The organism is Thiothrix fructosivorans (assembly GCF_017349355.1).
GTDB classification, from domain to species: Bacteria; Pseudomonadota; Gammaproteobacteria; order Thiotrichales; family Thiotrichaceae; genus Thiothrix; species Thiothrix fructosivorans.
In genome coordinates, this window is sequence record NZ_JAFMPM010000006.1 from 485,023 (window position 1) to 510,034 (window position 25,012).

The window sequence follows — 25,012 nt, forward strand, 5'->3', positions numbered from 1 at the left end:
AACACACGAAAGAACCAGGAGTATCTATGGATGAGCAACCCTCGGCACGAATTATACTACTAGTACGCGGCACATTAATCTTCACAGGTTTATTACTGTTGGTGTTGTGTGTTGGCTTTTTGTACCACTGGTCATGGGTTATCGGTATATGGCCATGGTCGGATGGTAACTTATCTTACCGATTTTTAGGCTCTATCATGGCAGCGATTGCTATGCCAGTGATTTGGATTGGTTGGTCGGGTGAATTAGCCGCTATGCGTGCCGGAGCACTGGATTTTGCACTAAATTATACAGGGCTCGGGGCGATGGTATGGCTGTTTCAGGAGCAGGTGAGTACGTGGGTCACGTTTTCATGGACGTTGGGATTCTGCATTCTATCCGCCTTGTTTAACTTGTCGTTATATCAATGGGCGCGTAGGTTGCTTTTCAAGGATACAACACCTATTCCTGTCTTGCTTAGGGGAGCATTTTTACTCTTTACACTGGTGTTGATGGCAGTCGGTACCGCCTTGATTTTATGTTATCCCTATGTGTTTCCATGGCCTTTGCAACCCCAAACCTCCATCGTTTTCGGTTGGGTTTTTATGGGAGCTTCTCTTTTCTTTTTACACGGTTTTATCTACGCGGTACGTGGTAATGTCAGAGGGCAGTTACTCGGTTTCATAGCGTATGACCTGATATTACTCATACCTTTTTTCGAACACATTCAAAAAGTGACAGCAGAACGCCAATTAAGCCTGAGCGTATACTTAGGGGTTATTATCTTCAGTTTAGGCTTATCGATTTACTACCTGTTTATGCATCCACACACACGCTTCCGTTGGAGACATGGGTGAATATATTCTGCACCGTGGCAACATTAGCAAAACTGCGTTGGAGCGCTGGATAAGATTCTAAACTCTCTAATAAGCGCTGTAATTGCTGCTGTGCTTGTTGGGTTTGTTGTTGCAACGCGTGAAAACGCCATGCAGAAACGCTGGGTTCAGGCGTTTCTAGTAATGCTTCTGCTGCCGCAATACTGGTTTGTATGGGTTGCTGCTGCGCTTGCTGGGCATGAGCCATGAAAGTATATGCCAACAGCAAATATGTACGTTCCCCTGACTGAGCGGCTAATACCTGTAATTGTTGTGCTGAAGCGACTGCCTGTTGCCATGCACCGATTTCCAACCAATATTCAGTTAACGCTTGTTGCAATGGTAATTTCAATATCCAATCCATAGCTTGCGCATCCTGTGCCAAACAGGTTGTGATTTCATCTACATAACCTTGCGCGGTTTCCCAGTGATGCTGTCCGGTAGCGATCTGTAGTAAAATCGTCAAACTAAAAAAATATGCACTACTTTTCTTTGGTAATTGACATGTTTGTGAATAAATAGGCTGACTTAGAGCCGTTGCCATACTGTAATCACCAACTTGCGCCAATAACCATGCATGTTGTAACAAAAAGTGTACTTTCCAAAAGGGGTAATCGTTTTTATCTACCCATTGCAAGGCTTGCTCGATAACAGTCAGCATTTCTCCCCACTGCCCCCGATAAAACAACGCCCAAGCATGGAAAAATACTCCTGCTAAATAATTATTACCATCCCCTGCGGCTTTTGCTAACGCCTGTGTGGTCAGGGCAAAATCACATGCCTGTGCATACTCGGCACGAATGATTAAATAATAAATGTAAAGCAAATGATGGGTACATTTCAGATTGAGGTCATCAGTTTGTTGAGCCATACCTAGAGCAGCATCGTAAGCAGCCGCGTGTTCTTGCCGATAACCTTCAATAATAGCTTGCCAGTGTGCTTGTTTTCCGCGTGCGTGGATATGCAAATTCGGAGAGGAACAATATTGGCTTATTTGTACCGCTTGTTGCGCGTATTGTAGGCATTGCTTACGATCAATCCAGAAAAATGCGCCTGCTAAACCTAGCAAAGCACGTACTTGAATATCAGATGCATGGGGTTGTTGGCAGGCAGTAGCTAATTGCTGATATGCTGTAATCGCATCCATCAACCTGCCGCTTGCCAATAACAAGGTACAGTATTGCTCCGTAATGTTCAGGAGCGAGCGGGTATCATAAGAATGCGCCCGCAGCAAATGGAGCAGCTTTTCCATGTGTTGGATGGCTTCGGCATAAGCAAAACGTTGACTGGCGATTGCACAAGCTTGTCGCCGAAACGTTATTGACTGTTGAACATCACCACCTGCTTCAAAATGGTAAGCTAATTTGGTCGCAATCTGCTCCGTTTGTCCTTGATAAGCAGCTAGTAAACGTTTAGCGAGACGTAAATGATAATGACGACGCCGGGCGGCGGAAAGGCGGGTATAGAAAAATTCTCGGTAAAGCTGATGCCGAAAACGGTAACTTTCACAGATCGATCCATCTGGCCAATGTTGTTCACCTTGGAGGGTGAGCCAAAAAGCTTTCAAGAGCAAGCGTGTGCAGCAGTCTTCAACACCCAGCACATCTTGTTCTAGAATAGCTGCAATGCCTTCCGCCGTTATCTGGTTAATGGCAATACTGGAAGCTTGTAACAGCGTTAGCTCAGTGCTATCCAACGACATGATTTTCAATTCAAGCAACGTTTTCAAACCGCCAGAAATACAATTTTCCAGCCACTCCGCTTGCACGTCATCAATATCAACAAGGTTTTGTTGTACATGTTCAAGTGCAGTGTAAACAAACAGCGGGTTGCCTTCTGTATACCGTACAAATAATTCTACTAACCAATCATGATGTAAATTTGGGGTTAATCGGGAAAACAGAAAGGACTGTAAGGCTGACCGATCAAGCGTACCCAATACAATGGTTCGGCATTTTCCCTTCAACATCAACTCCCCAATGAGTGATTTCAGGCGGGGCTGACCTTGCTCTACTTCGGAAGGTCTAAAACTACCCACGACCATTAAACGGGCGAGACTCGTGCGATAGGCTAACACCGCTAGCAGTTCAATAGAGGCGGTATCACACCAATGTAGATCCTCGATTACCAGCAGGTGAGGCAAGTACTGACTGAGATTTTCGATAAAGTCAGCAAATTCACGCAATACTCTACCTTGCGTTGCCCCAAACAACTCCTGTTTTAGCACCCCACATTCTTGTTCTTGATAACGAATCGGTAACTGGATAAGCCATGTAGGTGCGTATTTTTTGAGCAATTGTTTGACGTAAGTTTGATGTGAAGATTCCAGCAAATAACCCATCACATCGATAAATGGTTGATAAGCCTCACTTTGTCCGTATTGATCAAGGCATTGCACTTTAATCATATGTACTGTTTCAGGATTAGCCTGTTGTTGTGCAAGCCAGCAAGAAAGCAGAGTAGTTTTACCGAATCCAGCTTCCCCTTGCAAAAAAGCAATGTGGCGCTGTCCCTGTTGAGTGGCATCCCAATCCTGTTGCAAATGCGCGAATGCTTGTTGCCGACCAAATAGGGTTTCGCGTATTTGGGGTAGGGAAATGATAGGTGTCAGTTGTTGGAGTGCTACTGCTTCCAATAGCGGCAGTTCTCCAACGAAGCGGTAGCCACGCCTATGGACAGTTTCGATGTAACGCGGTTGTTTGGGGTCATCTATCAATATTTTCCGCAAATCAGCAATAGCGACTTTTAACACAGCATCCGTCACGAATAAGCCTGGCCAGACAGCGCTTAACAATTCTTCCTTGCTAACCAACTGATGCGGACGTTGATGCAAGTAATCCAGTATCGCAAACGCTTTGGGAGGCAACTGGATAGCTCCATTAACGCTGTGCAAGGACTGATTGGCAGGGTCAAATTGCATAAGGTCTGGCATGTAGGCTTCCACTAGTGATGGTTGTATCTGGATACCTTTATAACAACTTTACCCAAACTTTACCGTATTCTTATGACTGGATTTCGCCCTATACGTAAACTGGCTGCAACACGGTAAGGAACACAACACTCCAACCGATGCAATGCAAGTCAAATACGATACGAGGAATTGAAGATGAAAACGAATACTATATTAAAACTGTCAACAGCTTGTGCTGCAATCCTATTTTTATACGGCAACGCTGCTCAAGCTACTGAACAAGAAGGTGTTAGTTGCCCTTCTGGCTCTACAGCAGAACGCTCTAATAATAATAAAACATTAAAGTGCAAAAAAGGTCTTCATGTATTGCCTTCCATTTGTCCACCCTTGAATAACCTTGGTCATATTATTCCCAAGGTTCGTTCTGGAATAGATATGTGTGGCACAGTAATCATTCCTGCACCAGATGTACCTTCTGCAATGGCACCACCATTGCCTGGAATGCCATCTGCCTCAAAATTCACACGTGATGTAAATGGTGCTAATGGCAATGTTGATAGATTCATTGCTTCTCATTATGTTTTTCCTAATGGTCTTACTGTCGGTCTTGTGCCTGTACCTTATAACCCGCTACATGACTCATCCAAGGGCGTCAGTTGTCCTAGTGGCTATAGCGGTCTAGCTACTGCAAATGGTATTCGTTGTTTTAAAGCTGAATCCCCCAAACCTGCTGATTGCGATTTTCCTTGGAGATTCATTATGAATGGGGGAGCTGGCGACCAAGATTCATGTCAATTGGGCGTACTGGATAATGGTGTAACTAAGCCCCAAGGAATGACAAAAATTCAACATGATTTTGATAGATCGTTGGGTAATATTAGTTGGATTCTGAATATAAAAGCGGGCAATGATGAATGGGTGCGTCGAGTTTATAAATACCCTGAATCAAAAAGCTAACATTATCAAGCTCCCTTGGCAATCTTAACAAGGGAGCTTGGTACCACAAGGCAACTTGACAATTGAATTTTAGTATCAAAAAACAATACTTTTTTCCAAAAAAACGAGGAATTTTCTCATGAAAATCAAACATATTTTTTCCATCAGCGTATCCGCTCTTTTATTAAGTTCATTAACACCTAATGCTTTTGCAGATGTTTATATTAATGGTCACTATATATCACCTAAAAATATTGAGATTTTGGAAAAATTTAGTGGAGAAAAAATTCCGAGTGGACGTTACTGGTTAGATCTTGCAACGGGTAAATCAGGTTATGGTGATGCTCCACCAGTATCTCATACATCTTCACCTTATTATGAAGATCGTGTCGCAGCATCTATTGCAGGCATGGGTTACTCGATCCCAACACCATCAACGGCATTTACGCCAGGGAGTAGTTTTACTTACCCATACTAAGTTTATTTAATTTGAGGTTTTATTAACATTTTGAGAGTTGGATTGGTTAGAATGCGAGGTCATCCTGAGCGCTTCTTCACTTTATTAACGGTGTTTTATCATGTTGCGTACATTACAGCGTGCCGATGCATTCAAAGACCGCAGTTATTGGCTGTTGCACGCAGGCTTTTTTACCTGTGGGTTTGTAACTGAACAGTCCCCCCTTACCCAAACGCACTAAATTTGCGACACTCCCCCGATGACCCAACAACTGAAAGACCACAGCCTCAAACAGCTTAACAGCCAGTACCTTGCCAAGCTCACGCCGGAGGAACTGCTGCACCTGTCGACCAAGTTGTTGCATGACCTGAAAGAAGCGCGGGAACAGATCAACCAAAACTCCAACAACTCCTCCAAACCACCCAGCAGCGGTTTCCCGTGGGAAACGTCACCCAAAACGGTGGCTTTGCCCGAAACAGAAGGGGTGGGTGCAGCCAGAGGAAAGCCAACCCCGGAACCAGAAGCTGTGGCGGGCACAAAGCCAGCCCAACCAGCCAAACGCAAAGCGGGTAAACAACCCGGCGCACCGGGTTATGGTCGGGTATGGCATCCGCCCATCAATGCAGACGAACACCATTACCCCAGCCGATGTGAAGCCTGTGGCAGGTCCCTGGATGCGGCTGTCTCCCGTATTTATACCGCCTATGACAGTGTGGACATCCAGTTTGGCACGGATGGGAACCCCGGACTGACCGTCATCACCACCCGCCACCACCTTCACGATAGCGTATGCACCTGCGGTCATGTGAGCCGCCATATCCCGCATCGCCAAGCTCCCGACCCGTTATACCCGGAGGTTGATGTGGGCGAGTGGCGGCTGATTGGGGGCAATCTGGCGGCACTTATTGTCCACCTACGGCTGCGCTCACGCTTGTCACTGCGTGGCACACAAGAACTGTTGCGGGAGGTGTTGGGCATTCCCCTAAGTGTCGGGGTGTTGCAGCAATGTTTTGAGGAAGCAGCCGCGAGTGCTTCTCCATTGGAAGATGCCTTGGTGGAAGGGCTGTTGGCAGAAGCCACCGCTGACGGCGGGGTGCTGTATATTGATGAAACCTCTTGGAAAGAGCGTGGCGAAGCCCTGTGGCTATGGACATTCGTCACCACCCTCAGCGTTTGTTTCTACGTAGGGCAGCGCACCATTGAAATGCTCGACAACGTGATTAGCCCCCACTTTGGGGGCTGGCTGATGAGTGATGGCTATGCCGCTTACCGCCACCACCCCAAACGCTTGCGTTGCTGGGCGCACCTGATCCGCAAAGCCCGTGGGCTGGCAGAATCACTGGACAAAGACGGGCGGACGTTTGGCAACTTCACCCTCGCTTGGCTGAGGGTATTACAGGACGACATTTACGCTTGGCGGGCAGCAGGCGGCACGGTGGGGACGCAAACCGACGTGATCCGTCAACGCCATCAGGCAAAACTCCTGGAATTCAGGGCATTATGCTTGATCCATGCCGTATCTGCCCATGACAAGACGGCGGCACTGGCGAAAGAGTTCATCAATGATTGGGATGCCATTTTCCGAATCCTTGACCACCCGTGGCTTCCCTTGACCAATAATGAGGCTGAGCGGGCGTTGCGCCATTGGGTGATCCTGCGCAAAACCAACCATGGCACAAAGAGTGCTACGGGGAGCCGTGCGTTTGCCATGCTGGCCAGCATCATCGGTACTTGCCGCAAACGTGGACAGTCTGCCTTGGCTTATCTTGCCAGTGTTATTACCGCTGCCCGCGCTGGCTTTGCCCTGCCCGCTTTACCGCAAGGGGTGGGGATGTGATCAATTACGTGGGTTTCACATTGCGTTTCTGGTGACGCATTTACCCGGTGAAGTTAATTTATGTGGTTTACCGCCTGCTGTTGCCAGTTGGTCGCTTGCCATTATTGGGCTGGCCAATGTATTTGGCAGTTTGTATGCAGGCTCATGTGTTACCCGTTACCGCAGCAAGTAACCGTGCTATCGCATCAGCTCGGTGGCTTTTTAGGGGCTTACCTCGGCGGCTGGTCGATCAGCCACTTCGGTGATTTTACGTGGATGTGGTATGCGGATATGGGCTTAGCAGCCGTTCCTTTAAACTTATGCAAACTTAACCAAGGTCAAGTTTGCGGTTAAATTCCTGCTTCATTGGGGCTGGTTTCGTCTTCGGCTTGCGCCAAGACCAGAGCCTTCCCCTCCACAGGCCGACACCGTGGAACTCACGGCGTGGTTGCTGAGCGTAGCCGAAGCATACTCTTGCAAATTCTTGGCAGCGTTTACGTCACGGTCATGGACTGCGCCGCAAACGGGGCAAATCCATTCACGTACCGACAGCAGCAGTTTGTCCACTTTATGCCCACAACCGGAGGCAGAACAGGTTTTGCTAGAGGCAAAAAACCGATCAGCCACGACCACCACGCTGCCCCGTATTCCCGCTTTGTATTCCAGTTGCCGCCGAAACTCGAAAAAGCCCATATCACTGATGGCACGGGATAAATGGCGGTTTTTCACCATGCCCGACACGTTCAAATCTTCAATGCCGATGGTATGGAAACGGCGGGTCAAATCCGTGGTGAGTTGGTGCAAACTGTCTTGGCGGATATTGGCTATCTTGGCGTGAAGCCTTGCCAGCTTCTGTTTCGCCTTGTGGCGGTTGGCACTGCCTTTGACCTTGCGCGACAGGCTGCGGGATAGCCGTTTTAGGCGTGAAAGCAAGGCTTTATGCGGCTTTGCTCCTGTAACTTTTTCCCCCGTTGATAACGTTGCCAGTGCGGATACGCCCAAATCCACCCCCACTGTGCCTTGGTTTTCAGCAGGCGGGAGGTGGTTTTGATCCGTATCCACGGTAATGCTGGCGAACCACTGGTCAGCGGTGCGGGAAATGGTGGCGGAGAGGATTTTACCGGAAAAGCGTAACGTTTCCCGCATCCGCACTAACCCAAGGTTGGGAATGCGGATGCGGGAAGCATCAAGCGAAAATTGATCGTTGGTGAGGCTGAAACTGTCACGGCTCTTGCCTTTCTTTTTGAACTGCGGGTACTGGGCACGTCCGGCAAAAAAGTTGTTGAACGCTTGCCCCAGTTGGATAATCGCCATTTGTGGAGCGTTTTTGGTGACTTCGAGCATCCACGGGAATTGTTCACGCTTGATGGCGTTCAATTGGCGGCGCAAGCTCATTTGATTGGGTTTGGGCTGGGTGTTGTCGTCTTTCCACGCGGCGTATTGGGTTTGCCATTCCGCCAACCCCCAGTTGTAAGCAAACCGAGCTGTACCTGCGGCTTTCGCCAAGTACGTGGCTTGTTTATTGTTGGGGTCTAGGCGGATTTTGTGGCTGATAATCATGAGGGATAGGATGCAATACAGCAGGTTTTGTGTCTAGGGGTGGGTGTTTTTGATGTTGCTATCGACAGATGAACGGTAGTCTGTGCCTTACAACTTCTCCAAAATGACAAAGATTGGAGAAGTTTGGGTGGGTTTTGTGGTAGCTGCTTCAAACCCTTGCCGTGCTGATCAATTTGCCGATTCGGGAAGCGCCTATCAGCAAACCAACCTTAAATCCGCCGTGGTGGGCGGGAAACTAATTCTTCTAAGCGCTCACGCACCAACTCACTGCCGGAGGTGCTGTGGCAAAGTTTTTCCATCAATACGCTAGGGTCTTGGCAAGAATCCAGTGCTTTGCCCATGACGGCATCAATGCAATGCCGCCATTCTTCCAGCTCTGGCGATGCGGATTGCGGCAAGAACGAACCACGGTACAGCGAAAACGCTTCCTGACTTTGCTGCTGACGCAAGGCTTGCCAAACGTGGATAAAGTCCGCCCACACTGGAATCTGCAAACGATACGGACGTGAACCAATCTGCCCATCCAACAAACGGCGCAAATGCGATAATTCTGCTTTTAGTGTTGTGGTCGACACGCGTGCATCGCCATACAGCGCTGCGTGGAAGCCTTCTAGGGTCAGCCCTTGCGGATTCAGTGCCAATAAGCAAAGGATTTCCACCTGTCGCATCGGCAAATTCATTGGCTTGCCACGAAACAAGATGCGCGGTTGCCCCAGCGCGTGGATTTCGAGTTCGGCACGCGGCAAATTTTGCGGCAAGCACCGCCCAATCGAACGCGCTAATTCCGTGACTGCCGCTTGCCCAAGCGGGGTATGGCGATTCCACGTCGTGGACATATCCAGAATACCCACGATTTCACCCGATTGCGGGTGCATGATCGGCGCGGCATAACACACCCAATCGTGTACAAACGGCAAATAATGTTCGCAGGAAAATACGGTCACGGAACGTTTGAGTTTCATGCACAAACCGACGGCATTCGTGCCAACCGAATGCTCATCCCACAAACCACCGGCGGTAAAATTGACGGATTCGGCACGCGGACGCATGTGACTGCTGGAAAATGTCCACAGCAAGCGTCCGGTTGGGTCAGCAATGGCAGCGACGAGTTCGCCTTCCTTCGCCAATTGCATCATTTGCTCTTGTTCGCGCTGAGCCGCTTGGCGCAACAAGGATTCCTGCCAGCGGTGCGCAGCGCTGTATTCATCTTCCGCTGGCGCATGAACTTGACGAGGTTTAATACATTGAGCACTACGCTGCCACGATGACATGATGTCTTCACGTATCTCGGCACCTTGTAACGACGCACTACCGGCAAGAAGCCGACTCCACTGCGTTTCGATGGTGCGTCTCCGTTGCGACAAATTGCCCGTCGCTAGACTTACTGACTCCATACGCCTCCTCCTGCGCTAAGCACTTAAGCAGATAGGGAAAGAGCCTCCCAACCTTTTCCCAACCTTTACGCTGTTAATATTGGCAAGTAGCTGATGTTAACAGACGACTGGAGACAAGATTACCACGCAATATTGAATATGAAAAGGGCATTATCAATAAATATATCAAGCGAAAAACCAAAGCAATCGCTGCTGATTATTTTTTACAAAACTTATTTTCACCTGACAATGAAAAAATATAACTAATTGATAAAATTGGTAATATTGTTTATTTCCATTTATTTTCATTAGTGAAAAAAATTAAGCTCAATCTGCTAATTTTTTTGTGCAACACCCAACCTTTTTCCAACCCCAACAGTTTTACGCTCAGCCTCGCCGATAAAAGGTTTATTTAAACGACCGACTATTAAGGAGAGGAGATCATGCATAAAAATTTAATCGTTCTAGCGGTGTCTGCCGCACTGGTATCCAACGTTCTGCCCACCGCCCAAGCTGCTTCGTGGAAAGCGGGTGACTGGGATCTAGGCTTAGGCGGCAACGTCAACACCTATTACACCGTGACCACTTGTGATGCGGACAAGCTGGGTACAGGCGGTGGCACGATGGCGGGCTTAGCCTGTTTAGATTCTGATACAGGTACATTTGCAGATGCCAATACGCACAGCGTTTCTAATGGCTTGCTGCCCGCATCCCTGAACTTCAGCGCTAAAACCAAGCAAGAAGGCTACGACTTGAGCGGTAATGTGAACGTCTATTACGGCGTTGCCAGTTCCCAAGGTGGTGCTAACGGAGATGCACTGGACTTTTCCAGCGTCGATGCACGGCAGGTCTACATGACCGTTGGCAATGAAAAGATGGGTACGGTGAAAGCAGGGCGTGACTTCGGTCTGTTCGGTTTCGATGCGGTCATCGGCGATATGTCATTGCAAGGCACAGGTGCGAGTTTTGCTTCCGCAGGCCCTGGGCATACCACGCTGGGTGGCTTGGGCTACGGCTACGTGTACACCGACCGCTTGGCGCAAATCAACTGGACTTCCCCGAAGAAAAACGGCGTGGAAGCCACGCTTGGGGTATTCAACCCGCTGGATGGTCAAGAATCCAATGGCAAATCCACGGGTGACGGCGGACAACCGGGCTTGCACGGCAAAATCAGCTACGACGTGGACAATGGCAATGGAGTCAAAACCCACTTATCTGCCAGCGCCCTGAACCAGAAAGTCAAACTCTCCAACGGTCAGAAGCCTAGCATCCAAGGCACGGATGTCTTTGCACGCGTAGACATCAACAAAGCCAGCCTTGCGGGCGGCTACTTCCAAGGCGAAGGCATGGATACGCTGGGCATTGGCGGTATCGTGTTCCCCGGCTTCAGCAGCACTACGGGTGAAGCGGAAAAAGCCAAAGGTTACATGGCTCAAGCATCTTACAAGCTCAACAAAACCAAGCTGGGCGTGAACTACGCGCAAAGCAAGCAAACCAACCTCACCAAAGTCAAAAACGACAAGGTAACACTGGGCGCTTACCACAGCTTGACCGATAACCTCACGCTAGTTGGGGAAGTATCGCAACAGAAAAGTGAGCTGGACGGCAAAGGTACGGATAAATCCGGCACGGTCGCCGTGGGCGCAATGTTCTCCTTCTAACCAACCTTTCGCCAACCTCATCACGGGCATACTGTAACCTCACCTTAAACCCTTAATCGAGAAGGAGATAGCTTATGAAAAAGTCACTGAAATGGACTAAGCCAGCATTCAACGAAATGCGCTACGGTTTCGAGATTAACCTGTACATCATGAACCGTTAATCTTGTTTACCTTGGTACTCGGTTCTGCGGCGGGGGGTGGATTTCCCCAGTGGAACTGTAATTGCCCAATGTGTACCGGGGAGCGGACGGGTGACATTGTTGCCCGTTCGCGCACCCAGTCCTCGATTGCGGTTTCCACCGACAAAGTGAACTGGTTGCTGGTGAATGCCTCGCCAGACATCCGTACCCAACTCAACGCTAATCACGCATTGCTGCAACCTGCTCGCCACTTACGCGATACAGGCATTGTGGCGGTGATGCTGGCTGATAGCCAAATTGACCATACCACGGGCTTGCTGATTTTGCGTGAAAGCAAGCAGCCACTGGAATTGTATTGCACCGATAGCGTCTACGAAGACCTGACCACAGGCTTCCCGATTTTGAACATGCTGGAACATTATTGCGGGGTGAATCGCCACGCGCTGCCGCTGGATGGCGCTGCGTTCAGCATTCCCGGTTTGGATAATTTACGCATCACCCCCGTAGGCTTGCACAGCAAAGCGCCGCCGTATTCCCCGCATCGCCATAACCCCGGTATCGGCGATAACGTTGGCTTCTGGTTTGAAGACACTGCCACAGGCGGCAAGCTGTTTTATGCGCCCGGTTTGGGTGAAATCGAAGCGCACTTGCAACCGTTCTTTGCCAACGCCGATTGCGTGCTGGTGGATGGGACGTGTTGGACAGATGACGAAATGTTACGCCGTAAAGTCGGCACGAAACCCGCGCTGGACATGGGACACCTGTCGCAATCGGGTGAAGGCGGCATGATGGAATGGCTGGCAAACTTCCCCGACACCCGCAAGATTCTGATTCACATCAACAACACCAACCCGATTCTGGAAGAGACTTCGCCCGAACGTGCTGAACTGGCTGCTGCGGGGATTGAGGTTTCATTTGATGGGATGTTGTTGGCGTTGTAGGAGCATGAGTTTGCTGGTTGCATTTACCGCCTCACTCCGAACTTCCCCCCATCCCCAGCCCTTCCCCCGCAAGGGGTGAAGGGAGCTAAGATTTTCAAGTGCTACGGTTCTGGAATCACGAAATCTTGAACCATCAAGCAGTCGCCATACAACAAATTCGCCAAGCTCTACACGAGCAGTCGCAGCACCTCTTGCCCCCTTCACCCCTTGCGGGGGAAGGGCTGGGGATGGGGGGAAGTTCGGAGTGAGGCGATGAAGATAACCACCAAACTTGTATAAATACTCATGACCTAATCCCAACCAACCTTTCTCCAACCCCGCCCCTTCCATACTGCCGGTAATCTTTGGGAGAGGAGACAGACACATGACAACACCGTGGACACCCGCCGAATTTGAACAGCAATTACGCTCGTTAGGCCGCTATTACCACACCCACCACCCGTTCCAAACCATGATGTACGCAGGCAAACTCAATGCCGCACAACTACGGGGTTGGGTAGCAAACCGCTTCTATTATCAGGTGACGATTCCGCGCAAAGATGCGGCGCTGCTATTTAACTGCCCTGATCGCGAGGTACGCCGCGTGTGGATTCAGCGCATTCTGGATCATGATGGTGGTCCCGCGACTGACCACATTTCCAACGGCGGCATTGAAGCGTGGCTGCGCTTGGGTGAAGCTTGTGGCGTGCCGCGTGAGGAATTGCTCGATCAGCGCCACGTATTGCCGGGGGTGCGTTTCGCGGTGGATGCGTACATCAATTTCGTGCATCAAGCCGATTGGCGCGAAGGCGTGTGTTCCTCGCTGACCGAATTGTTCGCGCCGACCGCACACCGCCAACGCCTGCAAAGCTGGCCTGACCATTACCCGTGGATTGATAACGCGGGCTTGCAATATTTCCGTAACCGCTTGACTGAAGCGCACCGCGATGTCGATCACGGGCTGGCGCTGACCTTGCAGCATTTCACCACCGTGGAACAACAGCAACGCGCCTTGCAAATCCTCAAATTCAAGCTGGATGTGTTGTGGACAATGTTGGATGCCATGTATTTGGCGTACATTCAAGACATGCCGCCGTACTTCAATATTGAGGAAACCAACCATGAGTGACACGCTCAACAGCAAGCCGGGAATTGCGCTCGGTTACCGCTTGCAATGGGAAGAAGTGCAGCAATGCCATGTGCTGCTCTACCCCGAAGGCATGGTGCAATTGAACGACACCGCCGCCGCGATTCTGGCGTTTTGCGACGGCAAACGTAGCGTGCTTGGCGTGATTGCCGCGCTGGAAAACGAATACGAGGCGGAAGACTTACGCGAAGACGTGGTAGCGTTCCTGCACGAAGCAGTCGATCGTGGGTGGGTGCGTTATGGCTAAACCACCTCCACCGCTGTGGCTGCTCGCGGAAGTTACCCATTCCTGCCCGTTGCAATGCCCGTATTGCAGCAACCCACTCGATTTGATCCCCAAAAAAGACGAACTCGATACCGAAAACTGGTTGCGCGTCTTGCATGAAGCACGGCAAATTGGCGCGGCACAACTCGGCTTTTCCGGCGGCGAACCCTTGGTGCGCAAGGATTTGGAAGTGCTGATCGGTGCAGCTCGCAAGCTGGGCTTTTACAGCAACCTGATCACCTCCGGTATTGGCATGGATGCGGAACGGGTGGAACGTTTCCGCGAACTGGGGCTGGATCATATTCAGGTCAGCTTCCAAGCCGACGATGCCGTGTTGAACGATTATCTGGCAGGCACGCATTCGTTCCAGCACAAGCTCGACATGGCGCGGGCAGTGAAGGCGAACGGCTACCCGATGGTGCTGTGTTTCGTGATTCATCGGCAAAATATCGGGCAAGTCCGCCAAATGCTTGATTTAGCCGCCGAATTGCAAGCCGATTACGTGGAACTGGCGACGGCGCAATACGAAGGCTGGGCGTTGCTCAACCGCGATCACCTGTTGCCCACGCAAGCGCAAGTACGCGAAGCCGAACGCATTGCCCACGAATATCAGGCCAAGCTCAAAGGCAAGATGCGCATTTACTACGTGGTGCCGGATTATTACGAAAACCGCCCGAAACCGTGCGTCGGCGGCTGGGGACGGGTGTTTCTGGCAGTTGCGCCGGATGGGTTGGCGTTGCCGTGCCATTCTGCACGCGGCTTGCCGGGGCTGGAATTGCACAATGTGCGCGAGCGCAGCATTGAGTGGATTTGGAACGAATCGCCCGGTTTCAACCATTTCCGAGGCGAAGGCTGGATGAAAGAGCCTTGCCGCACGTGTGATGAGCGCGAAAAGGATTTCGGCGGCTGCCATTGTCAGGCGTTCAAGCTGACTGGCGACCCGACCAATGCTGACCCGACTTGCGCGAAATCACCGCACCATCATTTGGTAGAAAAAGCGATTGATACCAGCGAGTTGGGCATCATTACCAGCAAACCTATCGTGTTCCGGCAACGTAATAAAAATTCAAAATAACAATTTTTACTCATTATAAACCTACTTTTTTAAAGGATCAGTAGGTTTATTGCATACAAGTTCTTGAAAACAACCACAGGCATCCATTTTACTAATTATCTCACCATCTGGACAAAAACTAGGTGCAACGGGTGGTATTTCATGCCTACAACTTGGAGAAATAGACTGACATGAGGATGGCAACGGTAAAGAATTTGTGTGAGATGATGAAATCATTGGCTCATAACAAGCTGTTAATAAACTTGCTAGCATCAAAAAAATAAGAACAATCTTATATTTCATCTTGATATTTCCTCATAAAGTTAGTCAAACAGGCATTCTAATGCAAGTGAGAATACCTGTTTGTTAGAATTAGAACATCTATTGGCTCTTACATTGGCTATTATAACCAGAACCACCAAAATAAAAATAAGTACCCCATGAACCAGTACTAGGTGTAACGGTAATATCATAACACTTAGCATTTGTTCGTGATACTGTAAGTTTTGACTTTGTCCAAACATTAGATGTATTAAGGTAACGAATATTACGGGTATACGCAGCTTTTTTATAACCTAGTTGAGGAAATGCACCGCTGCCCATATCAGTACTTGTGTGAGCTTTATCAACAGCATCAAGAATTTCCCCTCCCCAATCAACACTACTTGCTTGATTCTTCAAGCCATTACTGTCAAACAACTTGCTTGGGTAATAACCAACCCACATATCACCATACTTTAACCACCAATTTCCATTGACACTATCTCTTTGCCATCTGAGAGTTATTTCATACTGATTACCATTTGTAGAGCTATAATTAGAAAACTTACCTCCTAACACAATTGCATTATTAGTTTGAACAAATTTGCCACAATCATGATTGTAACACCCACCAGTACCATAATTATCTGGTGTAAAATAAATAAATAATCGCGAATTATAATCACCGTATTTTAACTTGTAATTTTGCCATCCTGCTTCAAGTGTTTCTAAATATTTACCAGTTCCTCTAGTTACCCACGTTTGAGATAAAGAAAATTCTCCTGCAGTCTCGGTATAAGGGCTCCAAAGATTAAAAATTGCTTCCTGCCCCCAATTACTTATATTTTGATAGGCATGAGCATACTTATGTTTATATGAGGATGCTGCTGAAGAAGACGCATTGCTAGAAGATATTAACTCACTCGGTACTTTCTGGAGAAACTCATTGATACTGTTAAAACGTTTTATTTGTTCAACAGTTACCATTAAAATAGGAATAGAATTTTTTGGGCAAGACATCTCGTTTCCCATTGGATCAAGCCCACCAGTGAGCACAAAAGCTGGCTCTTTTCCATTTGAGGTACTACTGGTATTTGTAGACAACGAATTTACTTTCATATCAGAATCATCAATAGGATCATCAGGTGGTAAGTCTAACGCAGCCATCGGAGCGGATGATAAACCCACTGTTTTTGATGAACGTAATGCAGGCTGTGAATAAATATTTACACAACTGACGGTTTCACCATTTTTAATAAAACGATGAACAACTTGTGTTTCCGTATAAAGATCTATCACATATTGTTGCATTGCTTTAGTTTTTACAGCATCTGCATTTGCCGAAGTATTTGTTTGTGCATCATTTGCTAATACATTGCCCGTAGCACAAGAGAAACCAATAAACAATATAAGCTTCAAATAATCCGCTTTCATAAATAAAACCTCAATTAAAAATCAGAGCGATTAACAATAAAATATAATATTCTTCTTATTGAAAAAATACCCCATCATGCCATGAATAACTAAAATGACATGCTGACTATTAAAACTGACCTATAAGCAGGATTACATATTGACTTTATAAGGCTTGCACACTAACAAACCATATTCCTTCTTGATTAACAAGAGTTACTCTAAATTTACAAAAACATTTATAATCTTTATATATAATAATACATTTAATTACAATGTAATTAATTAGTACATTTTATTAAAAATAATCTAATAATTGGTATACTTCAGGTTTCTGTCTTTAAGCGGAACGGAATCAATAACGCAGACTTGCAATATTTCCGCACCGGATGGTTTCAACCATTTCCGGTGCGAAGGCGGGATGAAAGAGCCGTGCCGCACGTGTGATGAGCGTGAAAAGGATTTCGGCGGCTACCATTCTCAGGCGTTCAAGCTGACCGGCGACCCGACCAATGCTGACCCGACTTGCGCGAAATCACCGCACCATCATTTGGTGGAAAAAGCGATTGATAAATCTAAAAGTAAATTACTGTAACAATCCTTACGGTAATCGCTTACTTGAAACTCACGGCATATACTGCGCCCGCATCCCAAACACTGCCCCAATCGCAGGCGGGAATACTGCCGTACTGGGTCCTTTAAATTCAAACACGCCTTTATCGGTCTGCACCGTCAGCGTTTCATTGCCAGCAATCGGCGGCAGATTCAACTCCGTGGATTTTACCCGCGTAAAATCAGCATCGTGCAACGCCCTCACCAAGCCATCGAATTGCGCCTGTGTAATCGTACCCATTTTGGTTTCCAGCAGCGTACCGCCGTGTATGCTTTTGGTAACGTATTTGGTTTGCAGCGTATTATTCACAGTCAACGTCCAATCATGCCAATAAGACGGCGCAACTGCCCCCGTGGTGGAGACAAACGCGACCGATTGAATGGTCGGCGCTGGGGCGGGTGGTGTCACACAGCCCAGCAAGATCAGCGGTAAGCACCACGTAGCTAAGATTTTCATGAGAATTCTCCCAATGGTTAATAACTTTCCCGCCTCCAATATACGCCCCCGACAGGTATGATGCCTCTCCCCAAAACAAGGTAAAGGAAACGTCAGCACTGCATTGTTCACCTACGTTCTACTGACAGAAACAGAGGCATTACAAGCATACGAACGGCTCACCCAGCAGGGGATTTTCGTGCGATTGTTCCGGCAACTTTGGGCATTACGCTTCGGGTTGCCGGATTTAAACCTTACTTCGGCGAGCCTTTTGAACCGCTGCCTGCGCTTGCAAGGCTTGCGACCGCCCAATTTCGCCGCCATCGGGAGTGACGGCGCTATTCAACGCCATATTTTGCGGCTTAAATGGCACAACAGCTAAGCCGCGCCGTTTGAAGACACGGCACAGCCCCACCACTAACGTGCTTTTGCCAGCATCCGAAGTGCATCCCTGCACCCTCAAAGTTGGCATCAGACGGCTACATCAGACCGCGTTACCTGACGTACTGCAATGTGCAGCAACGTTGCCACGCTCAGATACAGACTCATTATATACAAACCGTGCGGCGCGTATTTCAGCAAAGATGCCATGAATCCTGCCACGCTAATCTCGGTAGATGTTCCCGACAGCACATAAAAACTCCCGCTGGAAATCACTTCCGCCACCGCAAAGCCCGCCACGACTGCTACCATCAACTTGCCCAAAGCCACCAGCGTTTCACCCTGATATTGCCCAGCCAACCAACGCCCCGCTGCAAACAACGCACCATAAGCTGGAACTAATGCCACATAGGCTGACGACACACAGAAATTACTGACACCTAATTGCGAAACTGCCACATAGTCAATGGCTACTGCCATCGCCATGAACACACCAAACGCCAACACATTGCGCAGATAAAAACCTGCCAACAAGAACACCGCCCACGATGCATCCAGCAAATGGTCGCTCACATGAGCGCGGGTAATCAGCATGACCGCCAGCAAAATGCCGCCGACCAACCATTGGTTTTTCGTTGAAAGGGTAAACATAAACATCTCCTGTAACATTATTTCGGTGCGTATTTAACCGTCACCAAACCATTAACACCGTCTTGATTATAGCCGTTGTTGGTTTGGTAATCCTTGCCCAGTACGTTGCCGAGTTTTGCACCCACTGTCCAGTCTTTCGACACACGGTAATCAGCACGTACATCCAACGTGCCATAACCCGCTAGCTTTTTGCTCTCGGTATTGGCGCTATCGGTGTAACGCTGGCTCTCGCCACGCACGGTTGCACCAACGCGGAATTTACCCAGCTCACGGTCAATATCGACGTTAGCGTGCTGTTCGGGACGGTAAATCAACTGCTTGCCAGCATCCACACCGCTGCGGTTTTCTGGCTGTTGCAAAGTGGCATTGCCGTTCACTTCCCACCCCGCCAATTGCGTCGTGGCACTGAGTTCCAGCCCTTGAATCCGTGCCTTGTCGGTTTGACTGACTTGGTAATCCGGTGGCGGGTAGCTAATCAGGTTGTTGATTTCATTGCTGAAAACGTTGGCTGACCATTGCGCCTTGCCCCCCGCTAACTTGCCGGAGATACCGAGTTCGGCATTTTGCGCGGTTTCTGGCGTAAGCGTAGGATCGCCGCTGAACGGGTAGTACAAATCATTGAAATTCGGGGCTTTGAACGCCGTGCCATACGACCCTGTTACGCGCATTCCGTTGGCAAGGTCACGTCCGATGGCAACAGCGCCCGTGTTGTGCCCACCAAACTGTTCGTTGTCGTCGTGGCGGGCAGCTATATCCACACGGTTTTTGCCAAAATCGGTCTGGTAATTGGCAAACACTCCAGTATTATCGCGGGAAGTCCGGTCGTAAACACTATCGCTGGTCACTTGGTCATTCTGCCAATCCAGTCCAACAGTAGCAGAACCGTTTTCCCCCACGCCCACATCCGCCTGCACCGCAGCACTGTTCCGCCGCGTATTGTAGGTGCGGAATGCGGTCAGCGGCTGCCCATTGAGGTAATTGTCAGATTCATCACGCGCCTGCCCAAGTTGCGCCTTGAGCAATACCTTATCACTCAGTGCGTGCGTCACTTTCCCGCTCACCACACTTTGGGTGAAATGGGTTTCATTGTTGAAACTGCTATCAAACTGGCTATCGCCAGCAGCGTGCACGGCGCTGATTTCCGCCTCCGTGCCATTGGCAAAGCGATGTCCCGCCCTCAACGCAACGCTGTCACGGGCATAACCATCCGCATCCGGCTCTTGGTTATTGGCAGTGGCATTAAAACCGTCAGTCTGTTCCGTACCCGCATTGAGGTTATACCACGTTGCCTCAGTGCCACCCGCCAGATTGACGTTGGCTTTTTGGGTATTGTGGCTACCGACACTCACGCTGACTTCCGGCTGGAAACCGTTACCGCCTTTGCGGGTGAAAATCTGAATCACGCCACCTATCGCTTCCGAACCGTACAAGCTGGAACGCGGGCCACGCACCACTTCAATGCGTTCCACCTGATCCAGCGGTAAGTCTTCAAACGCGATGCTGCCCGTGGTGGCAGAACCGACTTTGACACCATCAACCAGCACCAAAACGTGGCTGGAATTCGTGCCACGCATGAATACCGACGTGGTTTTGCCCGCACCACCGCTGTTACTAAGGGTAATGCCGGGTAAACGGCGTAATACATCCGGCAAACTCGTCGCCTGATACTGCTCGATGTCTTGGCGGGTAATAATACTGACGGGGGCAAGGGTGGTATCGACACTGCGTGCTTTGCGGTCAGCAGTCACCACGATGTCATCGAGGGTAGTAGCGTCTTCCGCCAATACAAGGGGGGATCCGAGGCAAATAGCAACAGTGCCACACACGACGGCAAACGGGAATGATTTCATAGGAGGTATGTCCGTAACGGTGCGCCCATCGCGCACGTTGACCAAACGACCGGGGTAAGGTCGTGCCTTGTTAGGCCGGTATCGGACTTATCAGGTGGATTAAACCTGCTTACCGTTGCGAGGGCAGCGTTGGTCTTGCACCAACTTCCCGTTTAACGCCTGTCGAAACAGGCGCACCTGAACAGCGCAGCACGGTACGGGATTCGCGAATAACTGTCAAATAGAGTCTATGGCATGATCATGCACAATAAAAGACAAATAATGCACAGTGGTTTCCACACTGCCATCGGTTAACAGCGCAATATCGCGCCACGCGGGTAAGGTATGGTCGAATTCGATGTTTTTGCGCACGGGCTTCATCTGCACACAGGTTGCGGGTGTACCATGAACTGCCACGCTGCGCCCTGTCGCGTATGCATGTTGCCCGTTGAATTCCTGATGAATATGCCCGTTGAACACCACTTTGACTTGTGGGAAGTGCTCTACCAATTGCCAAAAATAATTTTTTTGCTGCAAGCCCATCACATCCATCCACTCACTATCAATCGGCACGGGATGATGGTGCATAAAAACGGCAGCAAAATGGTCATCTGGAATACTCGCAAGCTTGCTTTCAAAACGCTCGAATTGTGCATCGGTCAAACGCCCATCGGGCTTACCGTCGGAATGCGTATCCAGTAACAACAAATGCCAGTTACCTAGCACAACGTGATCCGCTAGCTGCACGTTACCGTTCAGGTTTTCATGCATCATCTGGGGAATGTCGTGATTACCCGGAATCGCGTAGACAGGCAACGGAAATTGATTCAACAGAGCATTCACCCGCTGATAGGTTTCAGGAGTTTCTTCCTGCGCCAAGTCGCCCGTGAGCATTAGTGCCTGATAGCCATCGCTACGTGCACCCAAATGTGCCAACATCGCCATTAAGGAAAGGTTGGGATAAATGGGCATATCTGTCCACGTTAAGCGACTATCATCGCTGGCGTAGCAGTGACTATCCGTTACCTGAAATAGACGCACTGCGTCAGGTGTTTTTTTCATAGTTCATAGCCCCCTCACAGAGCCTGTTTTTAGCATAACTGACCATATAACCTTATCTTATAGGTATTTTAGTCGCCTTGGCTAGTTCCTTTTTCAGGTAACAATATTCTCGGGATTCTCATTTACCATGCACAGCATCCCATTCATTACACTGACAATAGCATCTTACTGCAAATGAAACTAATCGACACACACTGCCACTTTGATGAACCCGACTTTGACGACGAACGGTCATCATTAGCAGACAAAATTCAGCAAGCAGGCGTAGCTGGGCTTATTTTCCCAGCAACCAGCGCGAAGCACTGGCCGCGATTGCGTGATATTTGCGTCACATCACCACATTTTCATGCAACTTATGGCTTGCATCCCGTTTGTTTAGCAGAACATACTCCCCAAGATCTTGCCGCATTACCCCACTGGCTGGCACAGGAACGCCCTGTTGCTGTGGGTGAATGCGGGCTAGATTTCTTTCTCCCGCAATTGGACATCCAACAGCAAGAAGCGTTATTTATCGCGCACCTAAAACTTGCCCGCGAATTCGAGCTGCCGCTGATTATCCATGCCAGACGCTCGCTTGACTGTGTTCTCAAACACATTCGGCGTTTTTCTGGAAAAAATACTGGGGTAACAGGCGTGATTCATAGCTTTGCAGGCAGTCAGCAGCAAGCGGAACAACTGATCAATCTGGGGTTTTATTTGGGCGTGGGGGGAACGTGTACCTATCCTCGTGCACAACGCTTACGTACCGTACTCAGCCATGTCCCCCTAGAAACACTGCTATTGGAAACCGACGCGCCCGATCAACCTGACAGCGCATGGCGCGGCAAACGCAATGATTCCACCCGCTTGCCAGTCATTGCCCAAACATTAGCCGAGCTACGTGGCGAAAGTCTGGAACAGATTGCTGAAGTCACCACCGCCAATGCGATACACTTATTCAAACTGCAAATTGACTTCCTCCCCTCCCTGAAGGAAGGGGATTCCTAATTCATCGAGAACCGGACGAATACACCGAAATGCACGCGCCACTGACATTCTCTCCAAAGGCTAACACCGCCCGTCCGGCGGCTAAAATATTGCGAGCAGCGTTTACGTCACGGTCGTGGATTACCTTGCATTCAGGGCATTCCCAGACACGTACTGCCAATAGCAAACGATCAACTACACATCCACAACCACTGCACCGCTTACTGGAGGGGAAAAATCTGCCGATTTCGACATACGTTCTGCCCGCCCAGTTGGCTTTGTACGCAAGCTGGCGGGTAAATTCACCCCAGCTTGCATCGGCAATGTGTTTGGCTAATGTGGGGTTTTTAATCATGTTTTTCACGGCGAGATTTTCAGCGCAAACCACTTGGTTCTCGTTAATCAGTTTGCGGGACAGCTTGTGCAAGTTGTCCGAACGGCAATCGGCGATTTTCGCGTGAATACGGGCAACCTTGCGTTTGGCTTTCAGCCGGTTCTTGCTGCCGAGTTTCTTCTTGGCAAGACGACGTTGGTATTTCGCAAGTTTAGCCGCGTATTCTGCGGTATGGCGGGGATTGCCGGATTTAAAACCGTCAGAAGTGACGAACAAATCCTTGATGCCCACGTCGATGCCCACCTTTTTATCGGTAACGGGCAACAACGTGGAGTCGAATTCACACAGGCAAGACACGAAGTAGCGCCCTGCATGATCTTTGGAAACGGTGATGGTGGTCGGGTCAGACGGAAGCGACTGACTCCATTTAATCGCCAATGGCTGAGCACACTTCGCCAGCTTCAATTCACCGTTCTTAAAGGTGAACGCGCGGTAAGTGAATTCGGCTGATTGGCGGTGCTTTTTGGATTTAAAGACAGGATATTTCGCCCGACCTTCAAAGAAGTTTTTGAACGCGGTTTGCTGATTTCGTAAGCATTGTTGCGTCGGGATAAAACCTGAACTTGTAGGCACGTTTCGTTTGCATGGCTCTCAGTATAGTTGATGCGGTGAGTTATGCGTGTTTAACCAAGATAGCTTAACGAAAGAGGAGCGAGAAGAGGGTCGGCTACCGCCGACGCGCTATCCCTCCCCGACCTAAAGGACGGGGTATCTCGCGCAAGATGGATGAAATACTTTTTCCCCCTGCTGATGGCACTGGTCATCCTTGCGGGTGTCAGCCTAGTCGTGACCCCCTACATTGCTGAGTATATTTTCCCCGCATCGAAAACAACCTTACGAGCGGCTGACCCCAAAGAAGCCACACAAGCCCTCGCCGATTGGTTTGGTACGCCACTGAACAGCCTGTCGGGTGTACAAGCGATCAAACAAGTTTCCACGCAAGGCAATACCTCGTGGTTTACGTTTATGCTGGAACGCACGCCGGTGGAACATTTCATCGTTCAGAACCAACTCAAGCAGCAAGCGTTAACGCCAGACATCTTGCAAAATACGTTCATGGCGCAAACACCCCCGATAGCGTGGTGGCAACCGGCTCAATTGCAGCGTGAAACGTGTTTCATTGGAAAAGTGGAAGAGCGTGAAATGGGGTTGGTTTATGATGCGGAACGGCAAGTAGGCTTTTTGATCTTGCGCACTTACGTCAAACCTGCCAAGTTTTAACGTATCGTATGCTAAACAGGTTGCGCCTGCTGAAACAAAGCACGGGCACTCTGTGCCCAGCCTTCTGGCGGCGCAGCAAGCTCTGTACCAATAATCTGTTGGATATGACTCACATCATCCGAGGTAAATTCAGCAACTTGGCGATACGTCACAATGCCTAGCGCCTGTAATTTGCTGGCTAAACGCTGGTTAATCCCCTGAATCCGCGTCAAATCATCACGTTTAGCCGAGCGTAAATCCAGCAGTTCACGCGAGCTAGACTCACACAACCCAGCCAATGGCGCTTGTGGCGCTGTCTGTAACGCTGCTAATACCTGCTGACTAGTGTGCAACTCTGCTTGCAAGTGCTGCACTGTATTTTGCTGCTGATGGCATTGATCCAACAGACCTTGGTATTGTAATCGGGTTTTTTCCAGTGCTTTGCGCAGTTGTAAAAATTGACCGTAATCAGCCTCTGACGGAGGCGTGGTGACTTTGTGCAAAACCTTTTCCAATTGCTGCAATTTATTGCGCAAATTAACATTGTCCAGCGCACGATCTTCGTAATTGCGCCGTAAGCTACTGAGTTCAATGCGACACTGTGCGGTCGCCTGACGATACACCAAACGAGCACCCCACCAACCGACCAAACTCCCCAGCGCAGCAGCCAGCACTAACAACGATGACACCTGAATGGCGAGATACCCCATACA

Annotated in this window: 27 protein-coding genes and 1 riboswitch; of the genes, 15 read left to right on the plus strand and 12 right to left on the minus strand. The window is 49.3% G+C overall.

The features are described 5' to 3' along the window. Positions 1-26: 26 nt before the first annotated feature. Positions 27-836, plus strand: a complete 810-nt coding sequence (locus J1836_RS05560; RefSeq protein WP_207250088.1) for a hypothetical protein — start codon at positions 27-29, stop codon at positions 834-836. Here the strand turns inward: J1836_RS05560 and J1836_RS05565 are convergent. Continuing rightward, positions 796-3,786 (minus strand): winged helix-turn-helix domain-containing protein, encoded by a 2,991-nt coding sequence (locus J1836_RS05565; protein WP_207250089.1) that lies wholly within the window; start codon positions 3,784-3,786, stop codon positions 796-798. The genes J1836_RS05560 and J1836_RS05565 overlap by 41 nt on opposite strands. A gap of 174 nt (positions 3,787-3,960) precedes the next feature. Between J1836_RS05565 and J1836_RS05570 the strand changes: the two genes are divergently transcribed. The 5 genes from J1836_RS05570 to J1836_RS21485 all read left to right on the plus strand — a co-directional run bounded on the left by J1836_RS05570 (position 3,961) and on the right by J1836_RS21485 (position 7,328). Beyond that, positions 3,961-4,722: a hypothetical protein gene (locus J1836_RS05570; RefSeq protein WP_207250090.1), complete on the plus strand. Its 762-nt coding sequence runs from the start codon at positions 3,961-3,963 to the stop codon at positions 4,720-4,722. A gap of 118 nt (positions 4,723-4,840) precedes the next feature. Then, the gene (locus J1836_RS05575) at positions 4,841-5,179 is read left to right on the plus strand and encodes a hypothetical protein (RefSeq protein WP_207250091.1); all 339 of its coding nucleotides are present in this window, start codon (positions 4,841-4,843) and stop codon (positions 5,177-5,179) included. A gap of 238 nt (positions 5,180-5,417) precedes the next feature. Then, entirely contained in the window at positions 5,418-6,995 is a 1,578-nt protein-coding gene (tnpC, locus tag J1836_RS05580) for an IS66 family transposase (protein ID WP_242632653.1), read from the plus strand. After that, entirely contained in the window at positions 6,958-7,167 is a 210-nt protein-coding gene (locus tag J1836_RS21480) for a hypothetical protein (RefSeq protein WP_242632738.1), read from the plus strand. The genes tnpC and J1836_RS21480 overlap by 38 nt, the downstream gene beginning before the upstream one ends. A 2-nt stretch (positions 7,168-7,169) precedes the next feature. Continuing rightward, a complete protein-coding gene (locus tag J1836_RS21485; RefSeq protein WP_242632739.1) occupies positions 7,170-7,328 on the plus strand; it encodes a hypothetical protein in 159 nt (52 codons plus the stop codon). A 9-nt stretch (positions 7,329-7,337) separates the two neighbouring features. On the opposite strand, the gene J1836_RS05590 is transcribed toward J1836_RS21485, so the two are convergent. Together J1836_RS05590 and J1836_RS05595 are read right to left on the minus strand one after the other, a co-directional pair. Then, positions 7,338-8,534 carry an RNA-guided endonuclease InsQ/TnpB family protein gene (locus tag J1836_RS05590; RefSeq protein ID WP_207250092.1) on the minus strand — a complete coding sequence of 399 codons (1,197 nt, stop codon included), beginning with the start codon at positions 8,532-8,534 and terminating at the stop codon, positions 7,338-7,340. A 209-nt stretch (positions 8,535-8,743) separates the two neighbouring features. Continuing rightward, positions 8,744-9,928 (minus strand): sigma-54-dependent transcriptional regulator family protein, encoded by a 1,185-nt coding sequence (locus J1836_RS05595; protein WP_207250093.1) that lies wholly within the window; start codon positions 9,926-9,928, stop codon positions 8,744-8,746. 422 nt (positions 9,929-10,350) lie between these two features. On the opposite strand from J1836_RS05595, the gene J1836_RS05600 reads away from it, so the two are divergent. From J1836_RS05600 to pqqE, 6 genes are all read left to right on the plus strand, one after another. Continuing rightward, on the plus strand, positions 10,351-11,568 hold the full coding sequence (locus J1836_RS05600; protein ID WP_207250094.1) for a porin: 1,218 nt from the start codon (positions 10,351-10,353) through the stop codon (positions 11,566-11,568). 74 nt (positions 11,569-11,642) lie between these two features. Continuing rightward, positions 11,643-11,729, plus strand: a complete 87-nt coding sequence (gene pqqA, locus J1836_RS21965) for a pyrroloquinoline quinone precursor peptide PqqA (RefSeq protein WP_038140970.1) — start codon at positions 11,643-11,645, stop codon at positions 11,727-11,729. Between the two features lie 2 nt (positions 11,730-11,731). Then, on the plus strand, positions 11,732-12,649 hold the full coding sequence (pqqB, locus tag J1836_RS05610; RefSeq protein WP_207250095.1) for a pyrroloquinoline quinone biosynthesis protein PqqB: 918 nt from the start codon (positions 11,732-11,734) through the stop codon (positions 12,647-12,649). Between the two features lie 364 nt (positions 12,650-13,013). Next, positions 13,014-13,757: a pyrroloquinoline-quinone synthase PqqC gene (pqqC, locus tag J1836_RS05615; protein WP_207250096.1), complete on the plus strand. Its 744-nt coding sequence runs from the start codon at positions 13,014-13,016 to the stop codon at positions 13,755-13,757. After that, the gene (pqqD, locus tag J1836_RS05620; RefSeq protein ID WP_207250097.1) at positions 13,750-14,022 is read left to right on the plus strand and encodes a pyrroloquinoline quinone biosynthesis peptide chaperone PqqD; all 273 of its coding nucleotides are present in this window, start codon (positions 13,750-13,752) and stop codon (positions 14,020-14,022) included. The genes pqqC and pqqD overlap by 8 nt, the downstream gene beginning before the upstream one ends. Then, positions 14,015-15,115 carry a pyrroloquinoline quinone biosynthesis protein PqqE gene (gene pqqE / locus J1836_RS05625; protein WP_207250098.1) on the plus strand — a complete coding sequence of 367 codons (1,101 nt, stop codon included), beginning with the start codon at positions 14,015-14,017 and terminating at the stop codon, positions 15,113-15,115. Before pqqD ends, pqqE begins: the two co-directional genes overlap by 8 nt. A gap of 21 nt (positions 15,116-15,136) precedes the next feature. Here pqqE and J1836_RS05630 read toward each other — a convergent pair whose 3' ends face one another. Together J1836_RS05630 and J1836_RS05635 are read right to left on the minus strand one after the other, a co-directional pair. Beyond that, positions 15,137-15,397: a hypothetical protein gene (locus J1836_RS05630; RefSeq protein ID WP_207250099.1), complete on the minus strand. Its 261-nt coding sequence runs from the start codon at positions 15,395-15,397 to the stop codon at positions 15,137-15,139. A 78-nt stretch (positions 15,398-15,475) separates the two neighbouring features. Then, positions 15,476-16,789: a neprosin family prolyl endopeptidase gene (locus J1836_RS05635; protein WP_207250100.1), complete on the minus strand. Its 1,314-nt coding sequence runs from the start codon at positions 16,787-16,789 to the stop codon at positions 15,476-15,478. 400 nt (positions 16,790-17,189) lie between these two features. On the opposite strand from J1836_RS05635, the gene J1836_RS05640 reads away from it, so the two are divergent. Further along, complete coding sequence (locus tag J1836_RS05640) at positions 17,190-17,363, plus strand: SPASM domain-containing protein (RefSeq protein WP_307792572.1); 174 nt, start codon at positions 17,190-17,192, stop codon at positions 17,361-17,363. A 30-nt stretch (positions 17,364-17,393) separates the two neighbouring features. Here the strand turns inward: J1836_RS05640 and J1836_RS05645 are convergent, their stop codons facing one another. From J1836_RS05645 to J1836_RS05665, 5 genes are all read right to left on the minus strand, one after another. After that, a complete protein-coding gene (locus tag J1836_RS05645; RefSeq protein ID WP_207250101.1) occupies positions 17,394-17,837 on the minus strand; it encodes a hypothetical protein in 444 nt (147 codons plus the stop codon). 226 nt (positions 17,838-18,063) lie between these two features. Then, positions 18,064-18,288 (minus strand): nucleotide-binding protein, encoded by a 225-nt coding sequence (locus J1836_RS05650; protein ID WP_207250102.1) that lies wholly within the window; start codon positions 18,286-18,288, stop codon positions 18,064-18,066. Beyond that, on the minus strand, positions 18,288-18,848 hold the full coding sequence (locus J1836_RS05655) for a hypothetical protein (RefSeq protein ID WP_207250103.1): 561 nt from the start codon (positions 18,846-18,848) through the stop codon (positions 18,288-18,290). The genes J1836_RS05650 and J1836_RS05655 overlap by 1 nt, the downstream gene beginning before the upstream one ends. 17 nt (positions 18,849-18,865) lie before the next feature. Then, positions 18,866-20,698, minus strand: coding sequence for a TonB-dependent vitamin B12 receptor (gene btuB, locus J1836_RS05660; protein ID WP_207250104.1), 1,833 nt, complete (start codon positions 20,696-20,698; stop codon positions 18,866-18,868). A gap of 56 nt (positions 20,699-20,754) precedes the next feature. Next, positions 20,755-20,895: riboswitch (cobalamin riboswitch) on the minus strand. 19 nt (positions 20,896-20,914) lie between these two features. After that, positions 20,915-21,739 carry a metallophosphoesterase gene (locus tag J1836_RS05665; RefSeq protein ID WP_207250105.1) on the minus strand — a complete coding sequence of 275 codons (825 nt, stop codon included), beginning with the start codon at positions 21,737-21,739 and terminating at the stop codon, positions 20,915-20,917. Positions 21,740-21,913: 174 nt separating this feature from the next. Here J1836_RS05665 and J1836_RS05670 point away from each other — a divergent pair, with 174 nt between their 5' ends. Further along, positions 21,914-22,726 carry a TatD family hydrolase gene (locus J1836_RS05670; protein ID WP_207250106.1) on the plus strand — a complete coding sequence of 271 codons (813 nt, stop codon included), beginning with the start codon at positions 21,914-21,916 and terminating at the stop codon, positions 22,724-22,726. Between the two features lies 1 nt (position 22,727). On the opposite strand, the gene J1836_RS05675 is transcribed toward J1836_RS05670, so the two are convergent. Then, positions 22,728-23,672, minus strand: coding sequence for an RNA-guided endonuclease InsQ/TnpB family protein (locus tag J1836_RS05675; RefSeq protein ID WP_242632740.1), 945 nt, complete (start codon positions 23,670-23,672; stop codon positions 22,728-22,730). A 153-nt stretch (positions 23,673-23,825) separates the two neighbouring features. Here J1836_RS05675 and J1836_RS05680 point away from each other — a divergent pair, with 153 nt between their 5' ends. Next, positions 23,826-24,320, plus strand: coding sequence for a hypothetical protein (locus tag J1836_RS05680; RefSeq protein WP_207250107.1), 495 nt, complete (start codon positions 23,826-23,828; stop codon positions 24,318-24,320). An 11-nt stretch (positions 24,321-24,331) separates the two neighbouring features. Here the strand turns inward: J1836_RS05680 and J1836_RS05685 are convergent, their stop codons facing one another. Further along, positions 24,332-25,009: a helix-hairpin-helix domain-containing protein gene (locus J1836_RS05685; protein WP_207250108.1), complete on the minus strand. Its 678-nt coding sequence runs from the start codon at positions 25,007-25,009 to the stop codon at positions 24,332-24,334. Positions 25,010-25,012: the final 3 nt, after the last annotated feature.

Excerpts from the sequence above, each read along its gene's own strand:
- tnpC (WP_242632653.1), top strand. The coding sequence starts at position 5,418 with ATGACCCAACAACTGAAAGACCACAGCCTCAAACAGCTTAACAGCCAG.
- J1836_RS05630 (WP_207250099.1), bottom strand. The coding sequence starts at position 15,397 with ATGAAATATAAGATTGTTCTTATTTTTTTGATGCTAGCAAGTTTATTA.
- pqqC (WP_207250096.1), top strand. The coding sequence starts at position 13,014 with ATGACAACACCGTGGACACCCGCCGAATTTGAACAGCAATTACGCTCG.
- J1836_RS05655 (WP_207250103.1), bottom strand. The coding sequence starts at position 18,848 with ATGTTTACCCTTTCAACGAAAAACCAATGGTTGGTCGGCGGCATTTTG.
- J1836_RS05560 (WP_207250088.1), top strand. The coding sequence starts at position 27 with ATGGATGAGCAACCCTCGGCACGAATTATACTACTAGTACGCGGCACA.
- J1836_RS05685 (WP_207250108.1), bottom strand. The coding sequence starts at position 25,009 with ATGGGGTATCTCGCCATTCAGGTGTCATCGTTGTTAGTGCTGGCTGCT.
- J1836_RS05665 (WP_207250105.1), bottom strand. The coding sequence starts at position 21,739 with ATGAAAAAAACACCTGACGCAGTGCGTCTATTTCAGGTAACGGATAGT.
- J1836_RS05635 (WP_207250100.1), bottom strand. The coding sequence starts at position 16,789 with ATGAAAGCGGATTATTTGAAGCTTATATTGTTTATTGGTTTCTCTTGT.
- J1836_RS05670 (WP_207250106.1), top strand. The coding sequence starts at position 21,914 with ATGAAACTAATCGACACACACTGCCACTTTGATGAACCCGACTTTGAC.
- pqqE (WP_207250098.1), top strand. The coding sequence starts at position 14,015 with ATGGCTAAACCACCTCCACCGCTGTGGCTGCTCGCGGAAGTTACCCAT.
- pqqD (WP_207250097.1), top strand. The coding sequence starts at position 13,750 with ATGAGTGACACGCTCAACAGCAAGCCGGGAATTGCGCTCGGTTACCGC.
- J1836_RS05600 (WP_207250094.1), top strand. The coding sequence starts at position 10,351 with ATGCATAAAAATTTAATCGTTCTAGCGGTGTCTGCCGCACTGGTATCC.
- J1836_RS05595 (WP_207250093.1), bottom strand. The coding sequence starts at position 9,928 with ATGGAGTCAGTAAGTCTAGCGACGGGCAATTTGTCGCAACGGAGACGC.
- J1836_RS05565 (WP_207250089.1), bottom strand. The coding sequence starts at position 3,786 with ATGCCAGACCTTATGCAATTTGACCCTGCCAATCAGTCCTTGCACAGC.
- pqqA (WP_038140970.1), top strand. The coding sequence starts at position 11,643 with ATGAAAAAGTCACTGAAATGGACTAAGCCAGCATTCAACGAAATGCGC.
- J1836_RS05680 (WP_207250107.1), top strand. The coding sequence starts at position 23,826 with ATGAAATACTTTTTCCCCCTGCTGATGGCACTGGTCATCCTTGCGGGT.
- J1836_RS05570 (WP_207250090.1), top strand. The coding sequence starts at position 3,961 with ATGAAAACGAATACTATATTAAAACTGTCAACAGCTTGTGCTGCAATC.
- J1836_RS05640 (WP_307792572.1), top strand. The coding sequence starts at position 17,190 with ATGAAAGAGCCGTGCCGCACGTGTGATGAGCGTGAAAAGGATTTCGGC.
- J1836_RS05650 (WP_207250102.1), bottom strand. The coding sequence starts at position 18,288 with ATGCCAACTTTGAGGGTGCAGGGATGCACTTCGGATGCTGGCAAAAGC.
- J1836_RS05590 (WP_207250092.1), bottom strand. The coding sequence starts at position 8,534 with ATGATTATCAGCCACAAAATCCGCCTAGACCCCAACAATAAACAAGCC.
- J1836_RS05645 (WP_207250101.1), bottom strand. The coding sequence starts at position 17,837 with ATGAAAATCTTAGCTACGTGGTGCTTACCGCTGATCTTGCTGGGCTGT.
- btuB (WP_207250104.1), bottom strand. The coding sequence starts at position 20,698 with ATGAAATCATTCCCGTTTGCCGTCGTGTGTGGCACTGTTGCTATTTGC.
- J1836_RS05575 (WP_207250091.1), top strand. The coding sequence starts at position 4,841 with ATGAAAATCAAACATATTTTTTCCATCAGCGTATCCGCTCTTTTATTA.